Annotated in this window: 21 protein-coding genes; 12 read left to right on the top strand and 9 right to left on the bottom strand. The window is 69.7% G+C overall.

Going from position 1 to position 24,320, the window contains the following annotated elements:
- The first annotated feature begins 368 nt into the window (after positions 1 to 368).
- From SPR02S_RS38265 to SPR02S_RS38240, 6 genes are all read left to right on the top strand, one after another.
- The gene (locus tag SPR02S_RS38265; RefSeq protein WP_019062313.1) at positions 369 to 1,400 is read left to right on the top strand and encodes a TraR/DksA family transcriptional regulator; all 1,032 of its coding nucleotides are present in this window, start codon (positions 369 to 371) and stop codon (positions 1,398 to 1,400) included.
- 84 nt (positions 1,401 to 1,484) lie between these two features.
- Positions 1,485 to 2,060: a signal peptidase II gene (lspA, locus tag SPR02S_RS38260; RefSeq protein ID WP_026151229.1), complete on the top strand. Its 576-nt coding sequence runs from the start codon at positions 1,485 to 1,487 to the stop codon at positions 2,058 to 2,060.
- Between the two features lie 94 nt (positions 2,061 to 2,154).
- Positions 2,155 to 3,099 carry an RluA family pseudouridine synthase gene (locus SPR02S_RS38255; protein WP_026151228.1) on the top strand — a complete coding sequence of 315 codons (945 nt, stop codon included), beginning with the start codon at positions 2,155 to 2,157 and terminating at the stop codon, positions 3,097 to 3,099.
- Positions 3,096 to 3,566 carry a GNAT family N-acetyltransferase gene (locus tag SPR02S_RS38250; protein ID WP_019062310.1) on the top strand — a complete coding sequence of 157 codons (471 nt, stop codon included), beginning with the start codon at positions 3,096 to 3,098 and terminating at the stop codon, positions 3,564 to 3,566. Before SPR02S_RS38255 ends, SPR02S_RS38250 begins: the two co-directional genes overlap by 4 nt.
- 104 nt (positions 3,567 to 3,670) lie before the next feature.
- On the top strand, positions 3,671 to 5,257 hold the full coding sequence (locus SPR02S_RS38245) for a Na+/H+ antiporter (RefSeq protein WP_019062309.1): 1,587 nt from the start codon (positions 3,671 to 3,673) through the stop codon (positions 5,255 to 5,257).
- A 248-nt stretch (positions 5,258 to 5,505) separates the two neighbouring features.
- Positions 5,506 to 6,246, top strand: a complete 741-nt coding sequence (locus SPR02S_RS38240) for an SDR family NAD(P)-dependent oxidoreductase (RefSeq protein WP_026151227.1) — start codon at positions 5,506 to 5,508, stop codon at positions 6,244 to 6,246.
- 486 nt (positions 6,247 to 6,732) lie between these two features.
- On the opposite strand, the gene SPR02S_RS38235 is transcribed toward SPR02S_RS38240, so the two are convergent.
- Positions 6,733 to 7,887, bottom strand: a complete 1,155-nt coding sequence (locus tag SPR02S_RS38235; RefSeq protein ID WP_019062307.1) for a mechanosensitive ion channel family protein — start codon at positions 7,885 to 7,887, stop codon at positions 6,733 to 6,735.
- Between the two features lie 29 nt (positions 7,888 to 7,916).
- Here SPR02S_RS38235 and SPR02S_RS38230 point away from each other — a divergent pair, with 29 nt between their 5' ends.
- Positions 7,917 to 8,486 (top strand): dienelactone hydrolase family protein, encoded by a 570-nt coding sequence (locus SPR02S_RS38230; protein ID WP_019062306.1) that lies wholly within the window; start codon positions 7,917 to 7,919, stop codon positions 8,484 to 8,486.
- 30 nt (positions 8,487 to 8,516) lie between these two features.
- Here SPR02S_RS38230 and SPR02S_RS38225 read toward each other — a convergent pair whose 3' ends face one another.
- The 4 genes from SPR02S_RS38225 to SPR02S_RS38210 all read right to left on the bottom strand — a co-directional run bounded on the left by SPR02S_RS38225 (position 8,517) and on the right by SPR02S_RS38210 (position 13,285).
- On the bottom strand, positions 8,517 to 10,178 hold the full coding sequence (locus SPR02S_RS38225) for an alkaline phosphatase D family protein (protein ID WP_019062305.1): 1,662 nt from the start codon (positions 10,176 to 10,178) through the stop codon (positions 8,517 to 8,519).
- 113 nt (positions 10,179 to 10,291) lie between these two features.
- Entirely contained in the window at positions 10,292 to 11,101 is an 810-nt protein-coding gene (locus SPR02S_RS38220; protein ID WP_026151226.1) for a thioredoxin domain-containing protein, read from the bottom strand.
- Between the two features lie 85 nt (positions 11,102 to 11,186).
- Complete coding sequence (locus SPR02S_RS38215; RefSeq protein WP_019062303.1) at positions 11,187 to 11,876, bottom strand: hypothetical protein; 690 nt, start codon at positions 11,874 to 11,876, stop codon at positions 11,187 to 11,189.
- A 68-nt stretch (positions 11,877 to 11,944) separates the two neighbouring features.
- Positions 11,945 to 13,285: a DUF2252 domain-containing protein gene (locus tag SPR02S_RS38210; RefSeq protein ID WP_019062302.1), complete on the bottom strand. Its 1,341-nt coding sequence runs from the start codon at positions 13,283 to 13,285 to the stop codon at positions 11,945 to 11,947.
- Positions 13,286 to 13,472: 187 nt separating this feature from the next.
- On the opposite strand from SPR02S_RS38210, the gene dnaE reads away from it, so the two are divergent.
- Positions 13,473 to 17,012 carry a DNA polymerase III subunit alpha gene (gene dnaE, locus SPR02S_RS38205; RefSeq protein ID WP_019062301.1) on the top strand — a complete coding sequence of 1,180 codons (3,540 nt, stop codon included), beginning with the start codon at positions 13,473 to 13,475 and terminating at the stop codon, positions 17,010 to 17,012.
- Between the two features lie 105 nt (positions 17,013 to 17,117).
- On the opposite strand, the gene SPR02S_RS64130 is transcribed toward dnaE, so the two are convergent.
- Positions 17,118 to 17,282 carry a hypothetical protein gene (locus SPR02S_RS64130; protein WP_019062300.1) on the bottom strand — a complete coding sequence of 55 codons (165 nt, stop codon included), beginning with the start codon at positions 17,280 to 17,282 and terminating at the stop codon, positions 17,118 to 17,120.
- A gap of 224 nt (positions 17,283 to 17,506) precedes the next feature.
- Here SPR02S_RS64130 and SPR02S_RS38195 point away from each other — a divergent pair, with 224 nt between their 5' ends.
- The 4 genes from SPR02S_RS38195 to SPR02S_RS38180 all read left to right on the top strand — a co-directional run bounded on the left by SPR02S_RS38195 (position 17,507) and on the right by SPR02S_RS38180 (position 21,521).
- Positions 17,507 to 18,730: an NYN domain-containing protein gene (locus SPR02S_RS38195; RefSeq protein ID WP_019062299.1), complete on the top strand. Its 1,224-nt coding sequence runs from the start codon at positions 17,507 to 17,509 to the stop codon at positions 18,728 to 18,730.
- 152 nt (positions 18,731 to 18,882) lie between these two features.
- Positions 18,883 to 19,854, top strand: a complete 972-nt coding sequence (locus tag SPR02S_RS38190) for an ABC transporter ATP-binding protein (RefSeq protein WP_026151225.1) — start codon at positions 18,883 to 18,885, stop codon at positions 19,852 to 19,854.
- A gap of 64 nt (positions 19,855 to 19,918) precedes the next feature.
- On the top strand, positions 19,919 to 20,746 hold the full coding sequence (locus SPR02S_RS38185) for an ABC transporter permease (protein ID WP_019062297.1): 828 nt from the start codon (positions 19,919 to 19,921) through the stop codon (positions 20,744 to 20,746).
- A 34-nt stretch (positions 20,747 to 20,780) separates the two neighbouring features.
- Positions 20,781 to 21,521, top strand: a complete 741-nt coding sequence (locus SPR02S_RS38180) for a DUF2567 domain-containing protein (protein WP_078623123.1) — start codon at positions 20,781 to 20,783, stop codon at positions 21,519 to 21,521.
- A 340-nt stretch (positions 21,522 to 21,861) separates the two neighbouring features.
- Here SPR02S_RS38180 and ybaK read toward each other — a convergent pair whose 3' ends face one another.
- The 3 genes from ybaK to SPR02S_RS38165 are packed head-to-tail and all read right to left on the bottom strand — an operon-like array spanning position 21,862 to position 24,272.
- Positions 21,862 to 22,362 carry a Cys-tRNA(Pro) deacylase gene (ybaK, locus tag SPR02S_RS38175; RefSeq protein ID WP_019062295.1) on the bottom strand — a complete coding sequence of 167 codons (501 nt, stop codon included), beginning with the start codon at positions 22,360 to 22,362 and terminating at the stop codon, positions 21,862 to 21,864.
- 21 nt (positions 22,363 to 22,383) lie between these two features.
- On the bottom strand, positions 22,384 to 23,127 hold the full coding sequence (locus tag SPR02S_RS38170; RefSeq protein WP_019062294.1) for an LON peptidase substrate-binding domain-containing protein: 744 nt from the start codon (positions 23,125 to 23,127) through the stop codon (positions 22,384 to 22,386).
- Positions 23,128 to 23,138: 11 nt separating this feature from the next.
- Complete coding sequence (locus SPR02S_RS38165; protein ID WP_019062293.1) at positions 23,139 to 24,272, bottom strand: hypothetical protein; 1,134 nt, start codon at positions 24,270 to 24,272, stop codon at positions 23,139 to 23,141.
- Positions 24,273 to 24,320: the final 48 nt, after the last annotated feature.

Raw genomic sequence — 24,320 nt, 5'->3', positions numbered from 1 at the left:
CGGGCTTCCACCGTCCCCGGGTCGCTCTGGGCTGCGTACGCCGCTACTCGTCCCCATCCACGCTTCTCGCTCCGCCCAGTGTACGGGGCCGCACGGACAGCGGCCGACCGGTTTTGCGGGGGCCTCGGCGGGAGGCTTGCGAACACGGTTCATGACTCGAATGGCGCTGAACACGCGTTCGATGTTCGAGGTGTCGGACTTGGCGGATTACCCGGCGGGGAGCTGGGCACAACGCATGAAGGCTTGCCGCGCGAGGCCAGGGGGGTGGACGAATCGGGCGGCGTGCCCCGTTGCCGCGGGACTCAAGTCGATTTATCGTCCCAGCACGATTCGCGTGCGTGATCACAAAATGTGAAGGGGCCGCGGCCATGGTGGCGAAGAAGACCGCAGCGAAGAAGACCGCGTCCAAGAAGGCGGTCGCTACGAAGGCGGCTTCTTCGAAGAAGGCGACCGGGGAAGGGGCCGAAAGACCGGGGGCCGTCAAGAAGGCGATGGCCGAGGAGACGGTGGCCAAGAAGAGCGCCGCGAAAACCACGGCGACGAAAAAGGCGGCGGCTACGAAGGCCACGGCTACGAAGACGGCCTCTACGAAGACGACCGCTACGAAGACGGTGACCAGGAAGACGACCGCTACGAAGGCGGCGGCCGTCCCGAAGGCCACGGACACGAAGAAGACGGCCGTGAAGAAAGCGGCTGTGAAGAAAGCGGCTGTGAAGAAGACCGTCGCCCCTGAGAGCACGTCGGCGAAGAGCAGCCCTACGAAGAGCACCGCCGGTGCGAAAAGCGGTTCTGCGAAGAGCACCACGGGCACGAATCGCACTGCGGGAACCACGGGAACCAAGGGCACGACCGGCACGAAGAAGAGCGCGGCCAAGAAGGCAAAGGCGGGCGCGGCGCAGGCCGCGGAGCAGACGGGAGCCACGACGGTGGTTGCGAAGAAGACTCCGGGTACGGCCACTGCGGCGAAGAGGGCCGTTCCCAAGGCGCGGGTCGCGGCGGTGCCCGGCGAGCTCGCGGTGCGCCCCGGGGAGGACCCCTGGACGCCCGAGGAGGTCGAGGAGGCCCGTACCGAGTTGCAGTCCGAGGCGGCGCGGCTGAGCGAGGAGATCACGTCCACCGAGCAGGCCCTCGTCGGCCTGATGCGGGACTCCGGGGACGGCGCGGGCGACGACGACGCCGACACCGGGACCAAGAACATCACGCGCGAGAGCGAGATGGCGCTGGCCGCCAACGCGCGCGAGATGCTGATCCAGACCGAGCGCGCCCTGGGGAAGCTGGACGCCGGCACCTACGGTCTGTGCGAGAACTGCGGCAACCCGATCGGCAAGGCCCGTATGCAGGCCTTCCCCCGGGCCACCCTGTGCGTGGAGTGCAAGCAGAAGCAGGAGCGCCGGTACTGACGCGGTACTGACGCCGGTACTGAAGCTGCCGACAGGTGTGCCGTACCCTCATCCTGAGTTAGGTACCTAGGTCGAGGGACTCACGTGGCAGAGGCGGAGCGCATCATCGGTACGCCGGATACCCCAGAGGCGGCGGGGGCCGAGCCGGAGCAGGGCGAGAGTGCGCCCCCCAGGGGCAGGCGGCGGATCACCGTGCTCTTCGTGGTGGCCGTCTTCGCGTACACCCTCGACCTGGTCAGCAAGTTGCTCGTGGTCGCCAAGCTGGAGCACCACGCGCCGATCGAGGTCTTCGGGGACTGGCTGGAGTTCCACGCGATCCGCAACCCCGGCGCCGCCTTCGGGTTCGGCGCGGCCTTCACGGTGATCTTCACGATGATCGCCGCCGCCGTGATCGTGGTGATCGCCCGGCTGGCCCGCAAGCTCTACAGCCTGCCGTGGGCCATCGCGCTCGGGCTGCTGCTGGGCGGCGCGCTCGGCAACCTCACCGACCGGATCTTCCGCTCGCCCGGCATCTTCCAGGGCGAGGTCGTCGACTTCATCGCGCCCAAGGGCTTCGCCGTCTTCAACCTCGCCGACTCGGCGATCGTGTGCGGCGGCATCCTGATCGTGCTGCTCTCCTTCCGCGGCCTGGACCCGGACGGCACCGTCCACAAGGACTGAGCGCGGATCCACGAGGGCTGAGCGCGAGTCGGCGAGGCCTGAGCGCCCCGGCTCGGGTAAGGCGGTGTCGGACCCGTCCGGCATACTCGACCGGGTGAGCACAGTTCCCGAGATCCGAAACCTGCCCGTGCCCGACGGCCTGGAGGGCGAGCGTGTCGACGCCGCCATCTCCCGCATGTTCGGCTTCTCCCGTACGAAGGCCGCCGAGCTGGCCACCGCGGGGAAGGTCACGGTCGACGGCTCGGTGGTCGGGAAGTCCGAGCGGGTGCACGGCGGGGCCTGGCTCGAGGTCGAGATGCCGCAGGCACCCGCGCCCGTGCAGATCGTCGCCGAGCCGGTCGAGGGTATGGAGATCGTCTACGACGACGATGACGTCGTAGTGATCGTCAAGCCGGTCGGCGTCGCCGCGCACCCCAGCCCCGGCTGGACCGGGACCACGGTCATCGGCGGCCTCGCCGCCGCCGGGTACCGCATCTCGACGTCCGGTGCCGCCGAGCGCCAGGGCATCGTGCACCGCCTCGACGTAGGCACATCCGGTCTGATGGTGGTCGCCAAGTCGGAGCGCGCGTACACCTCGCTGAAGCGCCAGTTCAAGGAGCGCACGGTCGACAAGCGCTACCACACGCTGGTCCAGGGCCACCCCGACCCGACCAGCGGCACCATCGACGCCCCCATCGGCCGCCACCCGAACCACGACTACAAGTGGGCGGTCACCGCCGAGGGCAAGCCGTCGATCACGCACTACGACCTGATCGAGGCGTTCCGCGCGGCCTCCCTGCTCGATGTGAAGCTGGAGACCGGCCGCACCCACCAGATCCGTGTGCACATGGCGGCCCACCGCCACCCGTGCGTGGGCGACCTGACGTACGGCGCCGACCCGACGCTCAGCAAGCGGCTGCGCCTGACCCGCCAGTGGCTGCACGCCGTCCGGCTCGGCTTCGAGCACCCCGCCGACGGACAGTGGGTCGAGTTCGAGAGCGGCTACCCGGACGACCTTCAGCAGGCCCTGGACCTGGTGCGCGAGGAGACGTACGCGTGAGTCCGTCGTCGTACGTGGTGCGCGTCGCCGACGATCCCGCCGACCGTGAGGCCTGCTTCGCGGTGCGCAAGGAGGTCTTCGTCGTCGAGCAGGGCGTGCCCCAGGAGCTCGAGTACGACGACTACGACGCCGTGGCGACGCATGTCCTCGCCGTGCGGGAGGACGGGACGCCGCTGGGTACCGGGCGGTTGCTGTACGGCGAGGCGGCCGCGGCGAAGACCGACGGGGACGCGACCGTGGGGTCCCTGGGGCGGCTGGCCGTCACCAAGGAGGCGCGGGGGCTCGGGGTCGGGGTCGCGTTGGTGCGGGCCATCGAGGACGCGGCACGTGCGCGTGGGCTGGCCGCCGTGGATCTGCACGCGCAGACGCATGCGCTGGGGTTCTACGAACGGCTCGGCTACGAGGTGTACGGGCCGGAGTTCCCGGACGCGGGGATTCCGCATCGGGCGATGCGGTGCGCGCTGTGACCGGCTCCACAACCTGAGGGCGTCGAAAGAGCTGGTCGGGCGGGCGGCATGGCAGGCTTGGACGTCCGCTAGTTGAACGTCGAGATCCCGCCGGAGCCCTGACCGTGGATCAATTGGCCCTGCTTTTCGTCCTGTTGCTCGGGGCCGTGGTGAGCGTCCCGCTGGGGGACCGGTTCGGTCTGCCCTCGCCGGTGCTCATGACGCTCCTCGGGATAGTCCTCGCGGTGGCCGACTTCGTGCCGAACGTGAACGTCCCGCCCGACCTGATCCTGCCCCTGCTGCTGCCACCGCTGCTGTACGCGGCCGTACGGCGCACCTCCTGGCGGCAGTTCACGGCCAACATCCGGCCCATCTTCCTGCTGGCCGTGGCGCTGGTCTTCGTCACCACCCTCGCCGTGGCCGCCGTCGCGAGCGCGATCGTGCCCGGCCTGCCGATCGCCGCCGCCGTGGCGCTCGGCGCGCTCGTGGCACCGCCCGATCCGGTCGCCGCGACCGCCGTCGCCGGGCAACTCGGGCTGCCGCGGCGGCTGGTGTCGATCCTGGAGGGCGAGGGTCTCTTCAACGACGTGACGGCCATCGTGCTGTACCACGTCGCGATCGCCGCCGCCGTCAGCGGGAGCTTCGACTTCTGGCGTGCCGGGCTCGACTTCGTGCTGTCCGCCGTCGTCGCCGTAGTGGTCGGAGTGGCCCTGGGGTGGGCCACGAACAAGCTGATGTCGGCCCTCGACGACGCCACCCTGCAGATCGGGCTGACGCTGCTGGTGCCGTACGCCTCGTACGTCCTGGCCGACGAACTGCACGGGTCCGGGGTGCTCGCGGTGCTCACCACCGCGCTGTTCCTGGCGGAGTACTCCCTGGGCGCCGATGATGTGCTGACCCGGCTCGCCGGGGCGACCGTGTGGGATGTCGTGGACACGCTGGTCACAGGGGTCGCGTTCGGGCTCATCGGGCTCGAACTGCACAACGCGATCCGTACGGCGTCCGGGCGGTGGGGCGAGATGCTCGGCTGGGCCGCCGCGATCGTCGGGGTCGTGGTGGTCGTACGGCTGGCGTGGTTGCTGCCGGCGACCTGGCTGACGAAACGGCTGCACGCCAAGCGGGACTACGACGAGGAGATCCCGACGTCCTGGCGGGAGACCGTGATCATGTGGTGGGCGGGGATGCGCGGGGTGGCGTCCGTGGCCCTGGCGTTGGCGATCCCGCTGACCATGGACGACGGGTCGGCGTTCCCGGACCGGGACGAGATCGTGTTCATCGCGTTCGGGGTGATCATGGCGACGCTGGTGCTTCAGGGGCTCACGTTGCCGTGGCTGGTGAAGCGGCTGGGGGTGCGGGCCGACACCGACAGCGAGAAGGCGTTCGAGAAGGAACTGGCGGTGCGGGCGGCGAAGGCCGCGAAGCGGAGGCTGCGGGAGATCGAGGATGTGGAGGAGTTGCCGGAGGAGGTGTCCGAGCAGTTGTTGCGGCGGGCGTTCGACATCGGGGTGCGGATCTCTCCCGAGGTGGGGGACGGGGAGCGGCGGGAGGCGTACGAGAAGCGGGTGAAGCGGGTGAAGCGGATGCGGCGGATCCAGGGGGAGATGATGAGCGCGGCTCGGCATGAGGTGTTGGCGGCGCGGAGTGAGCCGGGGGCGGATCCGGAGATCGTGGACCGGGTGCTTCGGCATCTTGACGTGCGTAGTCTGAGGTGAGTCTCCCACCCGCGCACCGCCCGTTCACCGTGGGCTGGAGGGTGGGCGTTTGTCGTGGGGGTCGGGCGTCGTTGGCGGCTGTGGGCCGAAATGCTTGCCCACCCGCGCACCGCCCGTTTACGGGCGATTGAAGGGTGGACGTCTCCTGTGGGGGCTCGGCCCCGTTGGCGGCTGCGGGTTGAGTGTTGTCGGCGGCCGTCGTTCGAATTGGTTCGTGTTTGTCCTCGCCCTCTTTGTAGGCTCGTCCCATGGCTCGTAACGTCGTAATCAGTGGTGGTGGTACGGGAATTGGGCTCGCCGCGGCGCATGCCTTCGTGGCCGGCGGGGACCGGGTGTTGCTGCTCGGGCGGCGGCGTGAGGTGTTGGAGAAGGCCGGGGTGCCCGGGGCGTTGACGTACGCCGGGGATCTGAGTGAGCCCGAAGTGGTGCGGGGCGTCGGGCGGTTCGTCGCCGAGGAGTTCGGCACCGTGGATGTGCTGGTGCACAGCGCGGGCGGGAACGGGAGCCTGGAACCCGCGAGCGCGAGCGGCGATGAGCTGGACGCCGTCGCGCACGACTGGACCGTGAACTTCCGCAGCAACACCCTGAGCGCCGCGCTGCTCACCGAGGCGCTGAGGACGCGGCTCGCGGAGCCGGGCGGGCGGGTGCTGTTCGTCAGTTCCATCGCCGCGTACCGGGGTTCGGGGAGTGGGGCGTACGGCGGGGCCAAGGCCGCGTTGCACCCGTACGCCCATGATCTGGCCCGGGATCTCGGGCCGCGCGGAATCACCGTGAACGTGGTCGCGCCCGGGTACATCGAGGACACGGAGTTCTTCGGCCCCGCGATCGCGGAAGCGCGGCGTGAACGGATGATCCGAGACACCTCGACCGGGCGTGCCGGTACCCCCGGGGACATCGCCGCGACCCTGCATTGGCTCGCGTCCCCGGCGGCCGGGCATGTCACCTCGCAGGTGATCCAGGTCAACGGTGGGGCTGAGCGGGGGCGTTGAGGGGCTGGGGCTATTTGGCTGAGGTTTGGTTCCGGTCAACGGCGTTGCCGGGCGCGGAGATTGAGGCGCCGGGTACTGGCCTCGGCTGGGGCTTGGGCGTTCGGGGTGGGGGAGGGTTCTCGCCGGGCATGGGCGTTGCGACCTTGGGCCGGCTGGTCGCTCCGGGTGCCGGGTGCCTCGCTGGGCGTCCGGGTCAATGGTGTTGCTGGACACGGGTGTTGGGGTGCCTGGAGGTGCTCAGCCTTGGCCGGTTCCCGGTCGCTTCGCGGGCCGCCCAGTCCAACGACGTTGCCCAGCATGGGCGTTGAGGGGCCGGAGTCGCCCGGACCCGGTTCGGGTTCTGTCGCTCGCCGGTGAGGGGGTACGCACCCGGCGCGGGTGTTGAGGCCCTGAACCGGCCGGCCGTCAGTCGCCAGCGGTGCCGCACCCCAACGGCAGACGCCCACCCCTCAACCGAATGTGAACGGGTGGGCGTGAGTGGGCAATTCAGCCGTGGTCGTCAGCCGACCGGCTACCTCGCCCCGTCCGACCCTCAGCCCCGGTTACCCCCGGAGGCTCATGCGCCGTGCGCCCGACGCCACCACCGTTCGGCGACGGATCCTCCCCCGGAATCGGCGCCGCGTCCGCCGTGTTCACGCGAGGCAGCGCGTAGGGATGCTCCACGTACAGCCAGCGGATCATCTGTTCGCGGACCGTGACCCGTACCGTCCAGATGTCGTCCGCGTCCTTGGCCGTGACCAGGGCGCGGACCTCCATCGTGTTCGGGGTGGTGTCGGTGACGACGAGGCCGTAGCTGCGGCCGTCCCAGGCGGGGCAGGCGCGCAGGATCTCGCGGAGCTGGGTGCGCATCGCGTCCACCGGGGCCGAGTGGTCGACCTGGAAGTAGACGATGCCGGTCATCTGTGGGGTGCCGCGGGACCAGTTCTCGAAGGGCTTGGACGTGAAGTACGACACCGGCATGGTGATCCGGCGCTCGTCCCAGGTCCGTACCGTCAGGAAGGTCAGGGTGATCTCCTCGATCGTGCCCCACTCGCCGTCCACCACCACCGTGTCGCCGATGCGGACCATGTCGCCGAAGGCGATCTGCAGTCCCGCGAAGAGGTTGGCGAGAGTGGACTGCGCCGCTACACCGGCGACGATGCCCAGGACGCCCGCCGAGGCCAGCAGCGACGCGCCGGCCGCGCGCATCGCCGGGAACGTCAGCAGCATCGCGGCGACCGCCACCACGCCGACGATCGCGGCCACCACCCGCGTGATCAGCGTCACCTGGGTCCGGACCCGGCGGACCCGTGCCGCGTCGCGGGAGGCGCGGGCGTAGCGCGCGTACGACGATTCCACGATCGCCGCCGCGACCCGGATCATCAGCCACGCGGTGGCGCCGATCAGCACCAGGGTGAGGGTCTGGCCGATGCCGACCCGGTGTTCCTCCAGCAGTTGTGCCTGGTCGTAGGAGGCTCTGAGGAAGGCCGCGCAGAGTACGAGTTGGTACGGGACTCGGCCTCGGCGCAGCAGGCCCCACAGGGTGGTGTCGTCGTGCCGGGCGTCCGCCTTGCGCAGCAGCAGGTCGGTGACCCAGCCGATGAACAGCGTGAGGACGACGGAGCCGCCGATGACGATCAGCGGGCGCAGTACGTTCTCCATGTGTCCGACCGTACTGGCACGATGGCTTCATGAACATCATGCTCTTCCACTCGACGTACGGTCTCCGGCCGGCGGTGCGCGACGCCGCCGATCGGTTGCGCGCGGCGGGCCACGAGGTGTGGACGCCGGACCTCTTCGAGGGGCGTACGTTCGACACGGTCGAGGACGGCAGGGCGCTGAACCAGGAGATCGGCAAGGACGAGCTCCTCAAGCGGGCCGTGCTGGCCGCCGCCCCCTACTCCGAGCGTGGCCTCGTCTACGCCGGGTTCTCGCTCGGCGCCTCCGTCGCGCAGACCCTCGCCCTCGGCGACGAGAAGGCACTGGGGCTGCTCCTCCTGCACGGCACCTCGGACATAGCGGCCAACGCCTCCGTCGACGGCCTGCCGGTGCAACTGCACGTCGCCGAGCCCGACCAGTTCGAGACCGACGACTGGCTCAGCTCCTGGTATCTGCAGATGGGCAAGGCCGGTGCCGATGTCGAGATCTATCGGTACGCCGGAGCCGGCCATCTGTACACCGACCCCGGGCTCCCGGACTACGACGAGGAGGCCGCCGAGGCCACCTGGCGGGTGGCCCTCGGCTTCCTGGAGACCCTTTAAAGCCTTGCCCACGCCGGTTAAAGGCCCTGCCTACACCGGGTTGTACGTCCGCTCCACCTTCTGCGTGCCGCTCCGCGTCCAGTACGACCGCTCCCAGGACGAGGTCGCGGTCGCCGACGTCCGGTCGGACAGGACGTAATAATCCATCTGCGCGCGGTCGGCCGTGATGTCCAGGACGCCGTAGCCGTGGCGGTCCGTGTCGACCCAGTGGACGTGCCGGTTGGCGAGCTGGATGACCGGTGCGGCGAGCGCGGAGACCGTGCCCTCGGGGACCTTCACGATGTCGTCGAGGTTGTCCGAGGTCATCGAGGTGATCACGAACTCCGTTGCCGCGGACGGCGAGAGCGGGTACGTCCCGGCGTCCACCGGCACGTCGTTGGCCCAGGACATGTGGATGTCGCCGGTGAGGAAGACCGTGTTGCCGATCGCGTTCGAGCGCAGATGGGCGAGGAGTTCACGGCGGTCGTCGGTGTAGCCGTCCCACTGGTCGGTGTTGACGGCGAGCCCCTCCTGCGGCAGGCCCAGCAGTTTGGCGAGCGGCTTCAACAGGTCGGCGGAGAGCGCGCCGACGACGAACGGCGCGATCATCACCGAGTTGCCGACCAGCCGCCACTTGGTGTCCGACGCCTTCAACCCGGCCTTCAGCCAGTCGAGTTGGGCGCGTCCCGTGATCGTACGGTCCGGGTCGTCCACCGAACCGCTGCCCGAACTCGCCTGCTGCGAACGGAAGGAGCGCAGGTCGAGGAGCGAGAGGTCCGCCAGCTTGCCGAAGCGGAGGCGGCGGTAGGTGGTGCCCGCGATCGCCGGGCGGACCGGCATCCACTCGAAGTAGGCCTGTTTCGCGGCCGCTTGACGGGCCGTCCAGGTGCCCTCGGCGCCCTCGGTGTGGTTGACCGCGCCGCCCGACCAGGCGTTGTCCGCGAACTCGTGGTCGTCCCAGATCGCGACGACCGGCGCCTTCGCGTGCAGGGCCTGGAGGTCCGGGTCGGTCTTGTACTTGCCGTGCCGGGTGCGGTAGTCGGCGAGCGTGATGATCTCGTTCAGGGGCGCGTGCTGCCGTACGACCGTGCCGCGCGCCGCGTACTCGCCTGACTTGTACTCGTAGATGTAGTCCCCGAGATGGAGCCAGGCGTCCAGGTCGTTGCGGGCCGCGAGATGGCGGTACGAGGAGAAGTAGCCGGCCTCCCAGTTGGCGCAGGTGACTACGCCGAAGCGCAGGCCGGTCACGGTCGCGTCCGTCGCCGGCGCGGTGCGGGTGCGCGCCGCCGGGGAGTCGGTGCCGCCGGCCGAGAAGCGGAAGAAGTAGTCGGTGGCCGGGGCCAGGCCGCGGATGTCGGCCTTGACGGTGTGGTCGGAGGCGGCGGTCGCGGTGAGGGAGCCTCTGGAGACGATGGTGGTGAATGCCTTGTCGGTGGCCACGGTCCAGCTCACCTCGGTGTCCGGGCCGAGTCCGGAGCCGGGCACCGCCTCGGCGGTGGGCGTCACCCGGGTCCACAGGAGGACGCCGTCCGGGAGCGGGTCCCCGGAGGCGACGCCGTGCAGGAAGGCGGGGGTGTCGGTGGCGGCCCCGGCAGGTAGGGCGGCGATCAGCGGGCCGGCCAGGACCGCGGTGGCTGCGGCGGCCTTGACGACCGTACGGCGGCGCGGGGAGGGCGGGTTGACGTCCTCGGGTGCTCTGTATCGACTGGTCACGAGCGATTAGGTTACTGACCAGTATTAACGAGAGCGGGCGAACTCGTAAAAGTTCGCCCGCTCTTCGGCTGCGCGTCTTGCAAGGAGGCTCAGGCCTGGAGTTACAACAGGGCTCAGCCCTTGAGGGCCGCCGTGAGCGCCGTGTTGAAGGTGTCCACGGTCATCGGCGCGTTCGAACCGTCGGAGGTCAGTGCCTTGCCGTCCATCTTCAGGGTCGGCGTGCCGGTCACCCCGCTCTTGTCGAACGTGGCGGACATGTCCAGCGCCCACTTGTCGTAGGTGCCGTCCTTCACGGCCTTCTGGAAGGCCTTGTTGTTCTTCAGGGCGGGGACCGTGTTCGCGACCTTGATCAGGTACGCGTCGTCCTTGAACTTGTCGGTCGTCTCGTCCGGGTGGTACTTCGTCGAGTAGAGCGCGGTCTTGTACTCGAGGAACGCCTCGGGGCTGATGTTCAGCGCGGCGCCCATGGCGCTCAGCGCGTTCTTGGAGCCCTCGCCGTTGTCCTTGTTGTCGATGAACGTGGCGCCGACGTACTGGATCTTGAACTTGCCGGCGTCCCAGTCGCTCTTCACGGTCGAGCCGACGACCTGCTCGAACTGGGCGCAGATCGGGCAGCGCGGGTCCTCGTACATGACCAGGGTCTTCTTGGCGGTGCTCTTGCCGAAGACGACCGTAGTGCCGTTGGTGCCGGTGGTGTTGGCCGGCTTGACGAGCTTGTCGTCCTTCGCCGACTCCCAGTAGGAGGGCTTGCTGTTCTGCACGACCGCGTAGCCGATACCGCCGGCTATCGCGAGGACCGCGACGACCGAACCGGCGACTATGAGTTGCCGCCTGACCTTGGCGCGCTTGGCCTGGCGCTCGCGCTCCGCGCGCAGCCGCTCACGGGCCGCCGTCTTCGCCGCCGCGCTGTTCCGCTTGCTCATGTTGGTGATCTCCATATGGGACGCGTACACGTCGTACGCGGAATACGTGTGGGGGACTGATGTGTGCTCAGGTACCTGTGGGTGTTCAGACCGCGGGCAGGAGCGAGCACGGCGGTCCACGCCGTCCCAGGGAGTGCACCAGCAGCCGCTCACGGGCGGTGGTCGTACGGTGCGTGGCGCGCGGCAGCCGGCGGGCCGGTGAGGTGCGTCGGGCCGACACCGCGGCGACGGCCAGCAGCAGCGGGCGGAAGCCCACCGCCGTCGCCGCGCGCAGCAGTTCGGACAGCGCGCGCTCGCCGCGGCGCAGATAGGCGGCGGCCAGCAGGCCGACGCCGATGTGCGCGCCGAGCAGCAGCCAGGCGGCGGTGGCGTCGGTGTGTGTGAGCAGCGCCGCCGCCTGATGGGGGTTGTCGGTCATCCGGGCCAGCGAGGTGCCCACGCTGCCGCCGCTGCACAGCACGTCCAGGCCGACCGCGCGCAGCGGTCCGGCGACCGGGCCGCCCGCCCTGCCGTAGCAGGCGTGCTGGCCGGTGGTGAACACCGTGTCGGCGGCCAGTTCCAGCGGGATCAGCAGCGCGGCGATCCGGCCGAAGCCGCGCTCTCGGCCCGCGAGCGCGTAGGCGATCACGAACACGGTGGCGGCGATCGCCGCCACCGTGCCGAACGGAAGCGGGACCCGGGACAGCAGCACGTGCGACGCGGTGCTGAGCGTCACGACCAGTGCCGTGAACAGCGCCGCGCGTACGGCCCTGAGCTGGATCCCGGATATGTCCATAGCGGAGGTGAGTCTGTCATGTGCTCCGGTAAGGGACCCCTAAAGGGTTCCTGTGAGCGTACGGATGGTTACAGACCCGGAATCCGGCCGTTGCGGAACAGGTCGACGAAGGTCTGGTGGTCGGCACGCGCGCGTGCGCCGTAGTCGTGCGCGAAGTCGACGAGCACGCCCGCGAAGCCGTCCTCGTCGGCCGCGATCGCCGCGTCGATGGCCCGCTCCGTGGAGAACGGCACCAGGGACTCGCCGGACTGGTCGTCGGCCGCCGCGTGCATCGTGGCCGTGGCCCGCCCGAGGTCGGCGACGACGGCGGCGATCTCCTCCGGGTCGTCGATGTCGCTCCAGTCCAGGTCCACCGCGTACGGCGACACCTCGGCGACCAGCTGCCCGGTCCCGCCCAGCTCGGTCCAGCCCAGCCACGGGTCCGCGTGCGCCTGGAGCGCGCGCTGGGAGATCACCGTGCGGTGCCCCTCGTGCTGGAAGTAGTCCCGGATCGCCGCGTCCGTGATGTGCCGGGAGACGGCCGGCGTCTGGGCCTGCTTGATGTAGATCACCACATCGTTCTCCAGGGCGTCGCTGTTGCCCTCCAGAAGGATGTTGTACGACGGCAGCCCGGCCGAGCCGATGCCGATGCCCCGGCGGCCGACGACGTCCTTGACGCGGTAGGAGTCGGGGCGGTCCAGGGAGGAATCGGGGAGCGTCTCCAGGTAGCCGTCGAAGGCCGCGAGGACCTTGTAGCGGGTCGCCGCGTCCAGCTCGATGGAGCCGCCGCCCGACGCGAACCGGCGCTCGAAGTCGCGGATCTCGGTCATCGAGTCCAGCAGCTCGAAGCGGGTCAGCGAGCGCGCGGTGCGCAGCGCGCCCAGGAGCGGGCCGTCGGCCGTGTCCAGCGTGAACGGCGGCACCTCGTCGCTCTTCGCGCCCGTCGCCAGCGCGTGCACCCGCTCGCGGTACGCGCCCGCGTAGACCTGCACCAGCTCGGTGATCTGCTCGTCACTGAGCGCCTTCGCGTACCCGATCAGCGCGACGGAGGCGGCGAAGCGCTTGAGGTCCCAGGTGAACGGGCCGACGTACGCCTCGTCGAAGTCGTTGACGTTGAAGACCAGGCGGCCGTTCGAGTCCATGTACGTGCCGAAGTTCTCCGCGTGCAGATCGCCGTGGATCCACACGCGCGAGGTGCGCTCGTCCAGGTACGGGCCGCCCCGCTTCGAGCCAAACTGATTATTTGCAGTGAGGTCGTGGTAAAAGAGGGCCGCCGTGCCCCGGTAGAAGGCGAAGGCGGAGGCCGCCATCTTCCGGAACTTCACGCGGAACGCGGCCGGGTCGGCGGCCAGGAGCTCGCCGAAGGCGGTGTCGAAGACGGCAAGGATCTCCTCGCCGCGGTGCTCGTCGTTGAGCTGCGGAACCGACATCGCTCTGTGCCTCCTGGTACGGGTGGTACGTGACATGTGACGGGTCTGTCGTCACTTTCCAACGCTTGAAGGTACGTGGGAGTGCCCGCCGAGTGTCAGTCCCGAGGCATAGGATTCGGTTTCGTCCCCCCAGACCGTCCGCCGCACTTTGTCGATCGTTTCCCCTGTTATCCCTGGAGGCCAAGCCGTGTCAAAGCCGCCGTTCACGCACCTGCACGTCCATACCCAGTACTCGCTGCTGGACGGTGCCGCGCGGCTGAAGGACATGTTCGACGCGTGCAACGAGATGGGCATGACCCATATCGCCATGTCCGACCACGGCAACCTGCACGGGGCCTACGACTTCTTCCACACCGCGAAGAAAGCGGGCGTCACGCCGATCATCGGCATCGAGGCGTACGTCGCCCCCGAGTCCCGGCGCAACAAGCGCAAGATCCAGTGGGGCCAGCCGCACCAGAAGCGCGACGACGTGTCCGGTTCCGGTGGTTACACCCACAAGACGATCTGGGCGGCCAACAGGACGGGCCTGCACAACCTCTTCAAGCTCTCCTCGGACGCGTACGCCGAGGGCTGGCTCCAGAAGTGGCCGCGCATGGACAAGGAGACCATCTCCCAGTGGTCCGAGGGCCTCATCGCCTCCACCGGCTGCCCCTCGGGCGAACTCCAGACCCGGCTGCGGCTCGGCCAGCCCGAAGAGGCCCTGAAGGCCGCCGCCGAGTACCAGGACATCTTCGGCAAGGACCGGTACTTCCTGGAGCTGATGGACCACGGCATCGAGATCGAACGCCGGGTCCGTGACGGCCTGTTGGACATCGGCAAGAAGCTCGGCATCCCGCCCCTGGTGACGAACGACTCGCACTACACGTACGCCCACGAGTCGGTCGCGCACGACGCTCTGCTGTGCATCCAGACCGGCAAGAACCTCTCCGACCCGGACCGCTTCCGCTTCGACGGCACCGGCTACTACCTGAAGTCCACCGACGAGATGTACGCCGTGGACTCCTCGGACGCCTGGCAGGAGGGCTGCCGCAACACCCTCCTGGTCGCCGAACAGATCGACACCAGCGGCATGTTCGAGGCCAAGAACCTCATGCCGAAGTTCGATATCCCGGACGGCTACACCGAGATCACCTGGTTCAAGGAGGAAGTCCGCCGGGGTATGGAGCGCCGCTTCCCGGGCGGCATCCCCGACGACCGCCAGAAGCAGGCGGACTACGAGATGGACGTCATCATCCAGATGGGGTTCCCGGGCTACTTCCTCGTGGTCGCCGACTTCATCATGTGGGCGAAGAACAACGGCATCGCGGTCGGCCCCGGCCGTGGCTCCGCGGCCGGTTCGATCGTCGCGTACGCCATGGGCATCACCGACCTCGACCCGATCCCGCACGGCCTGATCTTCGAGCGGTTCCTCAACCCCGAGCGCGTCTCCATGCCCGATGTCGACATCGACTTCGACGAGCGTCGGCGCGTCGAGGTGATCCGGTACGTGACGGAGAAGTACGGCGCCGACAAGGTCGCCATGATCGGCACCTACGGCAAGATCAAGGCCAAGAACGCCATCAAGGACTCCGCGCGCGTACTGGGCTACCCGTACGCGATGGGCGACCGGCTCACCAAGGCGATGCCCGCCGACGTCCTCGGCAAGGGCATCGACCTCTCCGGCATCACCGACCCCAAGCACCCCCGCTACGGCGAGGCGGGCGAGATCCGCGGGATGTACGAGAACGAGCCGGACGTCAAGAAGGTCATCGACACCGCCAAGGGCGTCGAGGGCCTGGTCCGGCAGATGGGCGTGCACGCGGCCGGCGTCATCATGTCCAGCGAGCCCATCGTCGACCACGCACCGGTGTGGGTGCGCCACACCGACGGCGTGACCATCACGCAGTGGGACTACCCGCAGTGCGAGTCGCTCGGCCTGCTGAAGATGGACTTCCTGGGCCTGCGCAACCTCACGATCATGGACGACGCCATCAAGATGGTGAAGTCCAACAAGGGCATCGACCTGGAGATGCTCGCCCTCCCGCTGGACGACCCCAAGACCTTCGAACTGCTCTGCCGCGGCGACACGTTGGGCGTCTTCCAGTTCGACGGCGGCCCGATGCGCTCGCTGCTGCGCCAGATGCAGCCCGACAACTTCGAGGACATCTCCGCCGTCTCGGCCCTGTACCGGCCGGGCCCGATGGGCATGAACTCGCACATCAACTACGCCGAGCGCAAGAACAAGCGGCAGGAGATCACCCCGATCCACAAGGAGCTGGAGGAGCCCCTCGAGGAGGTCCTCGCGGTGACCTACGGGCTGATCGTGTACCAGGAGCAGGTGCAGAAGGCCGCCCAGATCGTGGCCGGTTACTCGCTCGGCGAGGCCGACATCCTGCGCCGCGTGATGGGCAAGAAGAAGGCCGACGAGCTGGCGAAGAACTTCACCATCTTCCAGGCCGGCGCCCAGAAGAACGGCTACAGCGACGAGGCGATCCAGGGCCTGTGGGACGTCCTGGTCCCCTTCGCCGGCTACGCCTTCAACAAGGCGCACTCCGCCGCGTACGGCCTGGTCTCGTACTGGACCGCCTATCTGAAGGCCAACTACCCGGCCGAGTACATGGCGGCGCTGCTCACCTCGGTCAAGGACGACAAGGACAAGTCCGCGATCTACCTGAACGAGTGCCGGCGCATGAAGATCAAGGTGCTCCCGCCGAACGTCAACGAGTCGGTGCACAACTTCGCCGCCCAGGGCGACGACGTGATCCTCTTCGGCCTGGAGGCCGTGCGCAACGTCGGCACGAACGTGGTCGACTCGATCATCAGGTCCCGCAAGGCGAAGGGGAAGTACGGCTCGTTCCCCGACTACCTGGACAAGGTCGAGGCCGCCGCTTGCAACAAGCGCACCACTGAATCCCTCATCAAGGCCGGTGCGTTCGACACCCTGGGGCACACCCGCAAGGGCCTCACCGCGCACTTCGAGCCGATGATCGACAACGTGGTGGCGGTCAAGCGCAAGGAGGCCGAGGGGCAGTTCGACCTCTTCGGTGGCATGGGTGACGAGGACACCAGCGAGCCCGGCTTCGGACTCGACGTGGAGTTCACCACCGACGAGTGGGAGAAGACGTATCTCCTCGCGCAGGAACGGGAGATGCTCGGTCTGTACGTCTCCGACCACCCGCTCTTCGGCCTGGAGCACGTGCTGTCCGACAAGGCCGACGCGGGCATCGCCCAGCTCACCGGAGGTGAGCACGGGGACGGCGCGGTCGTCACCATCGGCGGCATCATCTCGGGCCTCCAGCGCAAGATGACCAAGCAGGGCAACGCCTGGGCGATCGCCACCGTCGAGGACCTCGCGGGCTCGATCGAGTGCATGTTCTTCCCGGCGTCCTACCAGCTGGTGTCGACCCAACTCGTTGAGGACACCATCGTGTTCGTCAAGGGCCGCCTCGACAAGCGCGAGGATGTGCCGCGCCTGGTCGCGATGGAGATGCAGGTCCCGGACGTGTCGAACGTGGGCACCAACGCGCCCGTGATCCTGACCATCCCGGCGACCAGGGTCACGCCGCCCATGGTCAGCAGGCTCGGTGAGATCCTCAGCCACCACCGGGGCGACAGCGAGGTCCGCATCAAGCTCCAGGGCCCGACCAAGACCACGATCCTGCGGCTGGACAAGCACCGGGTGAAGCCCGACCCGGCGCTGTTCGGCGACTTGAAGGTGCTGCTCGGCGCGGCCTGTCTGGCCGGCTGAGCAACAGGCGGCGGGCAACAGGCGACAGACGACAGAGAAGTGACTGAGGGGCGCATCCGCCAACGGATGCGCCCCTCAGTCATTCAACAAGCCTTGAAGCAGGCCTCAGTTGTGGCCGAAGCGCTTCTGCTTGCCCTTGCGGGCCATGTCGCCCGGTGTCACCTGGGATATGCGCTGCTCGGCCTGTGCCTCCATCGAGGACGACGTGGCCTGCTCCTGGGCGCGCTCCGACTGCGGCTGCTTACGGTCACGGTTCTTGTTCTTGGCCATGGTGCTCTGCCTCCTGAGGGGGATCTAGGGGCCAGGGCCGCGACCAGATTCACATAGGCTGACGAAGAACGCATTTCGGATAATTACCGTGTGTGACATGGTTGGTACGAGAGAGAAGCCCCGAAACGCCACGCCGAAGATCGAGTTCGGGCCGTTAACCCCTGCGCGGTCGGGCAGACTCGAAGCAAGCCCGAAGTGAACCGACCGGGAAGAGGGTGAGTCGCGTGGACCGCTGCATCGTCCTGGTGGACGCCGGGTATCTGCTGGGGGCGGCGGCCAGTCTCCTCGCCGGAGAGCCCTCGCGTTCCCGTATCACCGTCGATCACGCCGCCCTCATCCAGGGTTTGCGCGAGCGAGCCGAGTCCGACACCGAACGCCCCCTGCTGCGTATCTACTGGTTCGACGGCGCCCCCGACCGCGTCCCGCAGCCCGAGCACCGCAGGCTGCGCGTGATGCCCCGCGTCACCGTCCGCCTCGGTGCCCTGACCCGCAGCGACGGTCGCTGGGCGCAGAAGGGCGTCGACGCCGCCATGCACGCCGAGCTCACCGAACTGGCCCGCAACCGCGCCTGCTCCGACGTCGTGCTCGTCACCGGCGACGGCGATCTGCTGCCGGGCATGATGGCCGCCAAGGAGCACGGCGTCGCCGTACACCTGTGGGCCGTGCAGGCCGCGGACGGGGACTACAACCAGTCCGAGGACCTGGTCGCCGAGGCCGACGAGCGGCGGGTGCTCGACCGGACCTGGATCACCAAGGCCGTACGGGCGAAGGATCTCGGCGGTGTGTGTGCGCCGCCGCCGGTGCCGCGGCCGGAGATCGCCGCGATCCTGTCCGCGCCGCTGCCCGAGTCCGCACCGGCCACGCGCGAGCGGCCGGCCGAGGAGGGCGAGCACGCGGCGGCCGAGGCGGGTTCGGAGAACGGTTCGCAGGAGCGGGTGCCCGCGTCCAAGGGCGTGCCCACCCCGAAGGACCTCGCGAGCCTGAAGGCCCCGGGTGCCGCCCAACCCGTACCGCAGCCCACGAGCGCGACCCTGCGCTGGTCCTCCGACAAAGGGTGGGTCGACCGGCCGGGCGGCGCCGCCGAGCCCCCCGAGGTCGCCTCGATGCCGACGCTGGCGCAGCTGACCACCGCCGAGCAGCGCTGGGCCGACCGCGAGGAAGACATCACCACGGTCGGCGGCGACCCCTACGAAGTGGGCCAGGTCTTCGCCCGCCGCTGGATGGGCCGCCTCGGCGACCACGGCAGCAACCTGCAGAAACTGTCCGGGATGTACCCGCGCGTCCCGCACCGCATCGACGGCGAACTGCTGCGCTACGCCGCCCGGTTCGGCCTCCTCGCGCACAAGGACGACCAGATCGACGAGCACGACCGGTACGCGATCCGGGCCGGTTTCTGGCGCGAGATCGACGTACGGACGGCCGCGGAGCACGCACCCGCGGGCGAGTGAGCGGAGCCGGCCGGGCGGCCGTGCGGCGGGGCGGCTTTACCGACGAATGTGCCGTTCTCGACCGACCCGCGAACGGGCGGGCCTCCCGGACCCCGTAGTCTCGTCCCGTGAGTACGCGCGCGGGAGTGGCACTTCGACACGGTGGGGATGTCGTGTGTGCGGTGCGCGGGCTCAGCAAGACCTATCCGGCGGTGCGCGGCCGACGCGGTGCGCCGGGCACCCCCGAGGTGCGGGCCACCGACGACGTCACCCTCGACATCCGCCGGGGCGAGATCTTCGGACTGCTCGGGCCGAACGGCGCCGGCAAGTCCACCCTCGTACGCCAGCTGACCGGGCTCATGCGGCCCGACGCCGGCAGCGTCGAGATCCTCGGGCACGACATCGTGCGCCACCCGGAGCGGGCCGCGCGGATCCTCGCCTACCTCGGCCAGGAGTCCTCCGCCCTCGACGAACTCACCGTGTCGCTGGCCGCCGAGACCACCGCCCGGCTGCGCGGCCTGGACCTGCGCGACGCGCGGGCCGAACGGGACGCCGTACTGGACGAGTTGGGGCTTACGGCCATCGCCGGGCGGGCGCTCAAGAAGCTGTCCGGTGGGCAGCGGCGGCTGGCGTGTGTGGCCGCCGCGCTGGTCGGGGAGCGGTCGCTGCTGGTGCTCGACGAGCCGACCACCGGGATGGATCCGGTCGCGCGCAGGGCCGTGTGGTCCGCCGTAGACCGGCGCCGGGCCGAGCGCGGGTCCACCGTGCTGCTCGTCACCCACAACGTCATCGAGGCCGAGACCGTCCTCGACCGGGTCGCCGTCCTCGACCAGGGCAAGGTCATCGCCTGCGACACCCCCGCCGGGCTCAAGGAACAGGTCGCGGGCGAGGTGCGGGTCGAGCTGGTGTGGCGGGAGAAGCCGCCGCTGGACGTCCCGGAGGTCGCCGCGCTGCGGGACCGGGCCGTCGAGTCCGGGCGCCGCTGGACGCTCAGGCTCGCCCCGGAGGAGGCCCGGGTGGCCGTCGCCACGGTGACCGGCGGGGCCGCGTTCGCCGCTCTCGACGACTTCACCCTGGCCACACCCAGCCTGGAGGACGTGTACCTGGCACTGGGCGGGAACGCACAGGGGCTGGTGAAAGCATGAGTACACGGGCCGTCGTATCCGTATGGGACAGGGCGACTGCCGGTGTCGAGAGGAGCAGCGCGACGTGAGTGTCGTATCCGCCGATGTTCTGCCGAGTGGCCCGCTGGCCGTGCCGGAGGCCGTCGGGACGGGCGCGGCCGAGCTGGGGCCGAAGGCCAGGCTGTGGCCCTCCATGGCCGCCGTGTACCGGGCACAGCTGTCCCGGGCGCGGGTCGCGCGGATCCCGCTGCTGTTCGTGGCGACCTTCCAGTCGGTCGGCATCCTGATCATGATGCGCGGGGTCGTCGACGGCGGGAGCCACGACGCCCGGTTCGTCGTGGCCGGTTCGTCCGTGCTCGTCGTCGCCTACGTCGGCCTCAACCTGCTCGCGCAGTACTTCGGACAGCTGCGCGGCAGCGGCGGGCTCGACCACTACGCCACCCTGCCGGTGCCGCCCGCGGCCGTGGTGCTGGGCGCGGCGGGGGCGTACGCCTCCTTCACCGTGCCCGGGACCGCGCTCACCGCCGTCTTCGGGTGTGTGCTCTTCGGGCTGCCGATGGGGAACATCTGGATCCTGGCGGCGGTGATCCCGCTCGCCGGGGCCGCGCTCGCCGGGCTCGGGGCGGCTCTCGGGCTGCTTGCGCCTCGCCCTGAACTCGCCACGCTGCTTGGGCAGTTGGGTATGTCCGCGGCTCTGTTGCTGGGTGTGCTGCCTGCCGATCGGATGCCGGACGCGGTGCGGTTCCTGCGGGATCTGGTGCCCTCGACGTACGGCGTGGAGGCGTTCGCGCAGACCTTCGCCGCGCATCCGGACTGGGCGCTCGTCCTCGGTGACCTCGCCGTATGCGCCGGGGTCGGGGTCGTTTCGCTGGCCGTCGCCGCCTGGGCCTACCGTCGGGCTGCCGTCCGGTGACGCGCCGCACAGCGGGGCCTGGCACGATGGCGGTGTGACCGCACCGCTGACTCCGCCTCCGCCGCCGCGTGACCAGTCCCCGCACGACCCGTGGCAGCCGCCGGGTGATCCGGGCACCTCGGGTGACCCCGGCGCCTCGGCCGACCCGGGTGCCTCCGGTGCCGGGTATCCCGCGTATCCCCCGCAGGAAGCGTCCTACGGCCAGGACGGGCCCGGGATGAAGACCGAGCTGATCGAGGGCGTGGTCGTCACGGTCGCCGTCGCGCTCGGTGGGGTGTTGCTCGGGGTGTTGTGGTGGTGGCTGGCGCCGCATGTGCCGCTGGTCGGGGACGTGGTCGACAAGAGCTGGGTCGTCTACCTCAAGGACTCCGAGGGCGAGCAGGCGGTGGGGGTGGACGGAACGTTCACTCTGCTCGCGGTGGCTTTCGGGGTGCTGAGTGCGCTTGGCGTGTTCCTGTTGCGGCGGCGTGGGGGAGTGCCGCTGGTCGCTGCGCTGGCCCTGGGAGGGCTGCTCGCTTCGTTCCTCGCCTGGCGGCTGGGGATGTGGTTCGGGCCCACGAAGGATGTGCTCGCGCATGCCAAGGCTGTCGGTAAGGGGGTTACGTTCTCCGCGCCGCTGAAGTTGAGCGCGAAGGGGGCGTTGCTGGCTTGGCCGGTGGCCGCGCTGGTCGTTCATCTGGGGCTGACGGCGTTGTTCGGGCCGCGGGATCCTGAGCCGGTGTATGTGCAGGACGGGGCGGTTCCCAAGGATGGGTACGGGGCGCCGATGAGCTAGGGCGGTTTTCGCCCCCGCCGCCCCTACCCGTCCCATCCTCCAGGGGCTCTGCCCCTTCAGCCCCGCCTGGGGGCTCCGCCCCCAGACCCCCATCGGCCTGAACGGCCTCGTCCTCAATCGCCGGACGGGCTGGATTCTGCCCGTCGGCGTCGAGAAGTCGCGCCGCGTTGCCCCCTGCGTCCAGAAGCCATCCCCGCCAGTCACCGGACCGGCGTCCGAAACGCCTACGCCGGTCGGTGGCCGTGATTAGCCCTGTGCTTTCGTACGCGCCACTTTCGTTTTCTCGTTTTCTTCGACATGCCCCTTGTGCTTAACCCAGGACGGGCGTCGCGTCGAGAGGTCACGCACGGCCGATGGGGGCCAGTACCGCGGCCGTGAGGGTTTTCAGGTCCTCGGGGGAGAGTTCCACCTCCAGGCCGCGGCGGCCCGCCGAGACGCAGATCGTGGGGTGGGAGGTGGCCGAGTCGTCCAGGACCGTGCGGAGTTTCTTGCGTTGGCCCAGGGGGGAGATGCCGCCTCGGACGTAGCCCGTGGTGCGTTCGGCGAGGGTCGGGTCGGCCATCGTCGCGCGTTTGCCGCCCACCGCCGACGCGAGTGCCTTCAGGTCCAGCTGGCCCGCCACCGGGACGACGGCGACCGTCAACGTGCCGTCCACGTCCGCCAGCAAGGTTTTGAAAACCCGGTCCGGGGAGACGCCCATCGCCTCGGCCGCCTCCTCGCCGTAGGAGGGGTGGGACGGGTCGTGGTCGTAGGCGTGGAGGTCGTACGGCACTCCCGCGGTCGTCAGGACGACCGTCGCGGGAGTGCCGCCCGACTGTTGTTGTTTTGGCTTCTTGGCCATCAGTTGGTCCGGTTTCCGGGGTCAGTTCAGGCTTGTCGGGCCTCGGGTCAGGTCCGACGCGGGCAGGGACGGCAGGTTACGGATGATGGCCGTCTCGGAGCGAAGGAGTTTCAGTTCGTCGCGGAGGCGGGAAGCCGTGTCGGGGGCCTGGAGGAGGCGTTGTTTTGTCGCCGTGTCGAGCATCATCGCCGCGGCCACCAGGTAGGAGACGACCGCCGGTTCGTCGGGGAGTTCGGCCTCGCCCGTCGACAGGGTGCGTTCGCGGGCGCCTGCCAAGCGTTTTTGGTATTGGCGGAACGCGCGTAGCACGCCTTCCGCAAGGGCGCCCGCCTCGTCGCCCTTCTCCTCGGGCAGCTCCTCCAGCTCGGCCGTCAGGAACGGGCCCGAGGCGTCCACGGAGAGCAGTCGCATCCGGGTCGTGCCCGTCGCCAGCACCTCGAAGGTGCCGTCGGCGCGCTCGCGGATCGTGGCCGCGTCGGCGACGCAGCCCACCGAGTGGAAGGCCTTGAGCGGGTCGGGGCCGAAGCCGGCGGTGGGCCCGCGTTCGGGCACGGCCGTCTGGTCGGGCATGCCCGGGGCGGTCGATGCCACCTCGTGGCCGTCGCGGATGGCCACGACGGCGAATCGGCGCGAATCCTCCTCAGGGGTCTTGAGCAGATCGCGCATCATGGCGCGATAGCGCTCCTCGAAAATGTTCAGAGGAAGCACGAGCCCCGGGAACAGAACCGAGTTCAGGGGGAAGAGCGGCAGCCGGACGGTGGTCACGGCGCAAAAGCCTAATGGTCGCCGGAGCGGGCACGTCCGTCGTGCTCACTCCGTGGATACCCGGGAGCGTCCTCGAAGGCCCACGGCTGCGTCGGAATCGCCCGCAGAGTGTGGGGAATCGGGCCGCCGAGCGGGATGTCCGAGGCCACCGCCATGCGTACGCCGTCCCGGACTTCGAGGAACTGGCCCAGCGGGTCGTCGGAGATCCGGTCCCAGGGGAAGGACGTGGCGTACGGGCCGATCAGGCGGAGCTGGTCGAGCGCGTCCGTCCAGCGTTCGAGGCGGATGAGGACGTAGGTCAGGAGGTTGCGGACCTCGGCCGGCCAGGGGTCCGCCGCCGCGTAGGTGGCCGAGAGGGCGATCGCCAGGTCGGCCGCCGCGTCCAGGCGGGCGCGGGGCACCGTCGGAGCGCAGCCGTCGGTCAGACAGGCGAAGGCTGCCCGCACCGGCAGCGCCTGGACGAGCGAGCCGGGCAGGGCGTCCTGCGCGGCCGGCTCGGCGAAGTCGAAGCACGCGCGGTGGGAGCAGCGGGCGGTGTGTGGTGTGTTCCCCCACTGCGCGCAGCAGGCCGCCGAGAGGTACTGGAGGGCGGCCACATGGCAGCCGTAGTGGTGCGGGGAGCGGCGGACCGCCTCGCCCCACAGCCGTTCGAACTCGGTGTGCCCGGCGTTCGTGCCCCGTGCCCGGTCGAGGGCGATGCGCCAGGGCACCGGGTCGCGCGGTTCGGCCTCGGCCGCCGCGGTGATCAGCGGGCTCAGCTCGCGCAGCAGTTCGGCGCGGGCCGGTGACTCCCAGCAGCGGTCCATCGCCAGCTGGGCCGTGACGAGGAGTGCGTCCGGGTTCTGCGGGGCGGCCGCGCACCAGTCGTCCAGCCACTCGGGGCGGGAGCGGGCGAACGCGGCGAGCCGGCGTGTGTGGCGGTCGCGGTCCTCCCACTCGGCGGACGCGCGCGTGGCGGCCAGCAGTGCGGAGGCCGGGCCGTACTCGCCGCGCCCGGCGGCGACCAGCGCGGGGCCGAGCCGGTCGTCGGGCGCGTCGAGGAGGACCTCGTCGTCGGCCGGCAGCCCGGCGGCGAGCCGCGAGGTGTTCCTTGCCATCCGGGCGGTACGGATGAACGCGCGCAGCAGAGCCATGGTGTCGACCATTGAAAGACCGTGGATCCGGAGTGCGCCAGACCGTTTGAGCACCCGCCT

This window comes from Streptomyces prunicolor NBRC 13075 (assembly GCF_000367365.1).
Taxonomy (GTDB): domain Bacteria; phylum Actinomycetota; class Actinomycetes; order Streptomycetales; family Streptomycetaceae; genus Streptomyces; species Streptomyces prunicolor.
Note: the sequence above shows the minus strand (reverse complement) of the source record. Positions and strands in the feature narration are given on the sequence as shown.

Coding starts and splice junctions, on each gene's coding strand:
- SPR02S_RS38265 (WP_019062313.1), top strand. CDS start 369: ATGGTGGCGAAGAAGACCGCAGCGAAGAAGACCGCGTCCAAGAAGGCG.
- SPR02S_RS38240 (WP_026151227.1), top strand. CDS start 5,506: ATGGCTCGTAACGTCGTAATCAGTGGTGGTGGTACGGGAATTGGGCTC.
- SPR02S_RS38235 (WP_019062307.1), bottom strand. CDS start 7,887: ATGGAGAACGTACTGCGCCCGCTGATCGTCATCGGCGGCTCCGTCGTC.
- SPR02S_RS38230 (WP_019062306.1), top strand. CDS start 7,917: ATGAACATCATGCTCTTCCACTCGACGTACGGTCTCCGGCCGGCGGTG.
- SPR02S_RS38220 (WP_026151226.1), bottom strand. CDS start 11,101: ATGAGCAAGCGGAACAGCGCGGCGGCGAAGACGGCGGCCCGTGAGCGG.
- SPR02S_RS38215 (WP_019062303.1), bottom strand. CDS start 11,876: ATGGACATATCCGGGATCCAGCTCAGGGCCGTACGCGCGGCGCTGTTC.
- SPR02S_RS38210 (WP_019062302.1), bottom strand. CDS start 13,285: ATGTCGGTTCCGCAGCTCAACGACGAGCACCGCGGCGAGGAGATCCTT.
- SPR02S_RS64130 (WP_019062300.1), bottom strand. CDS start 17,282: ATGGCCAAGAACAAGAACCGTGACCGTAAGCAGCCGCAGTCGGAGCGC.
- ybaK (WP_019062295.1), bottom strand. CDS start 22,362: ATGGCCAAGAAGCCAAAACAACAACAGTCGGGCGGCACTCCCGCGACG.
- SPR02S_RS38165 (WP_019062293.1), bottom strand. CDS start 24,272: ATGGTCGACACCATGGCTCTGCTGCGCGCGTTCATCCGTACCGCCCGG.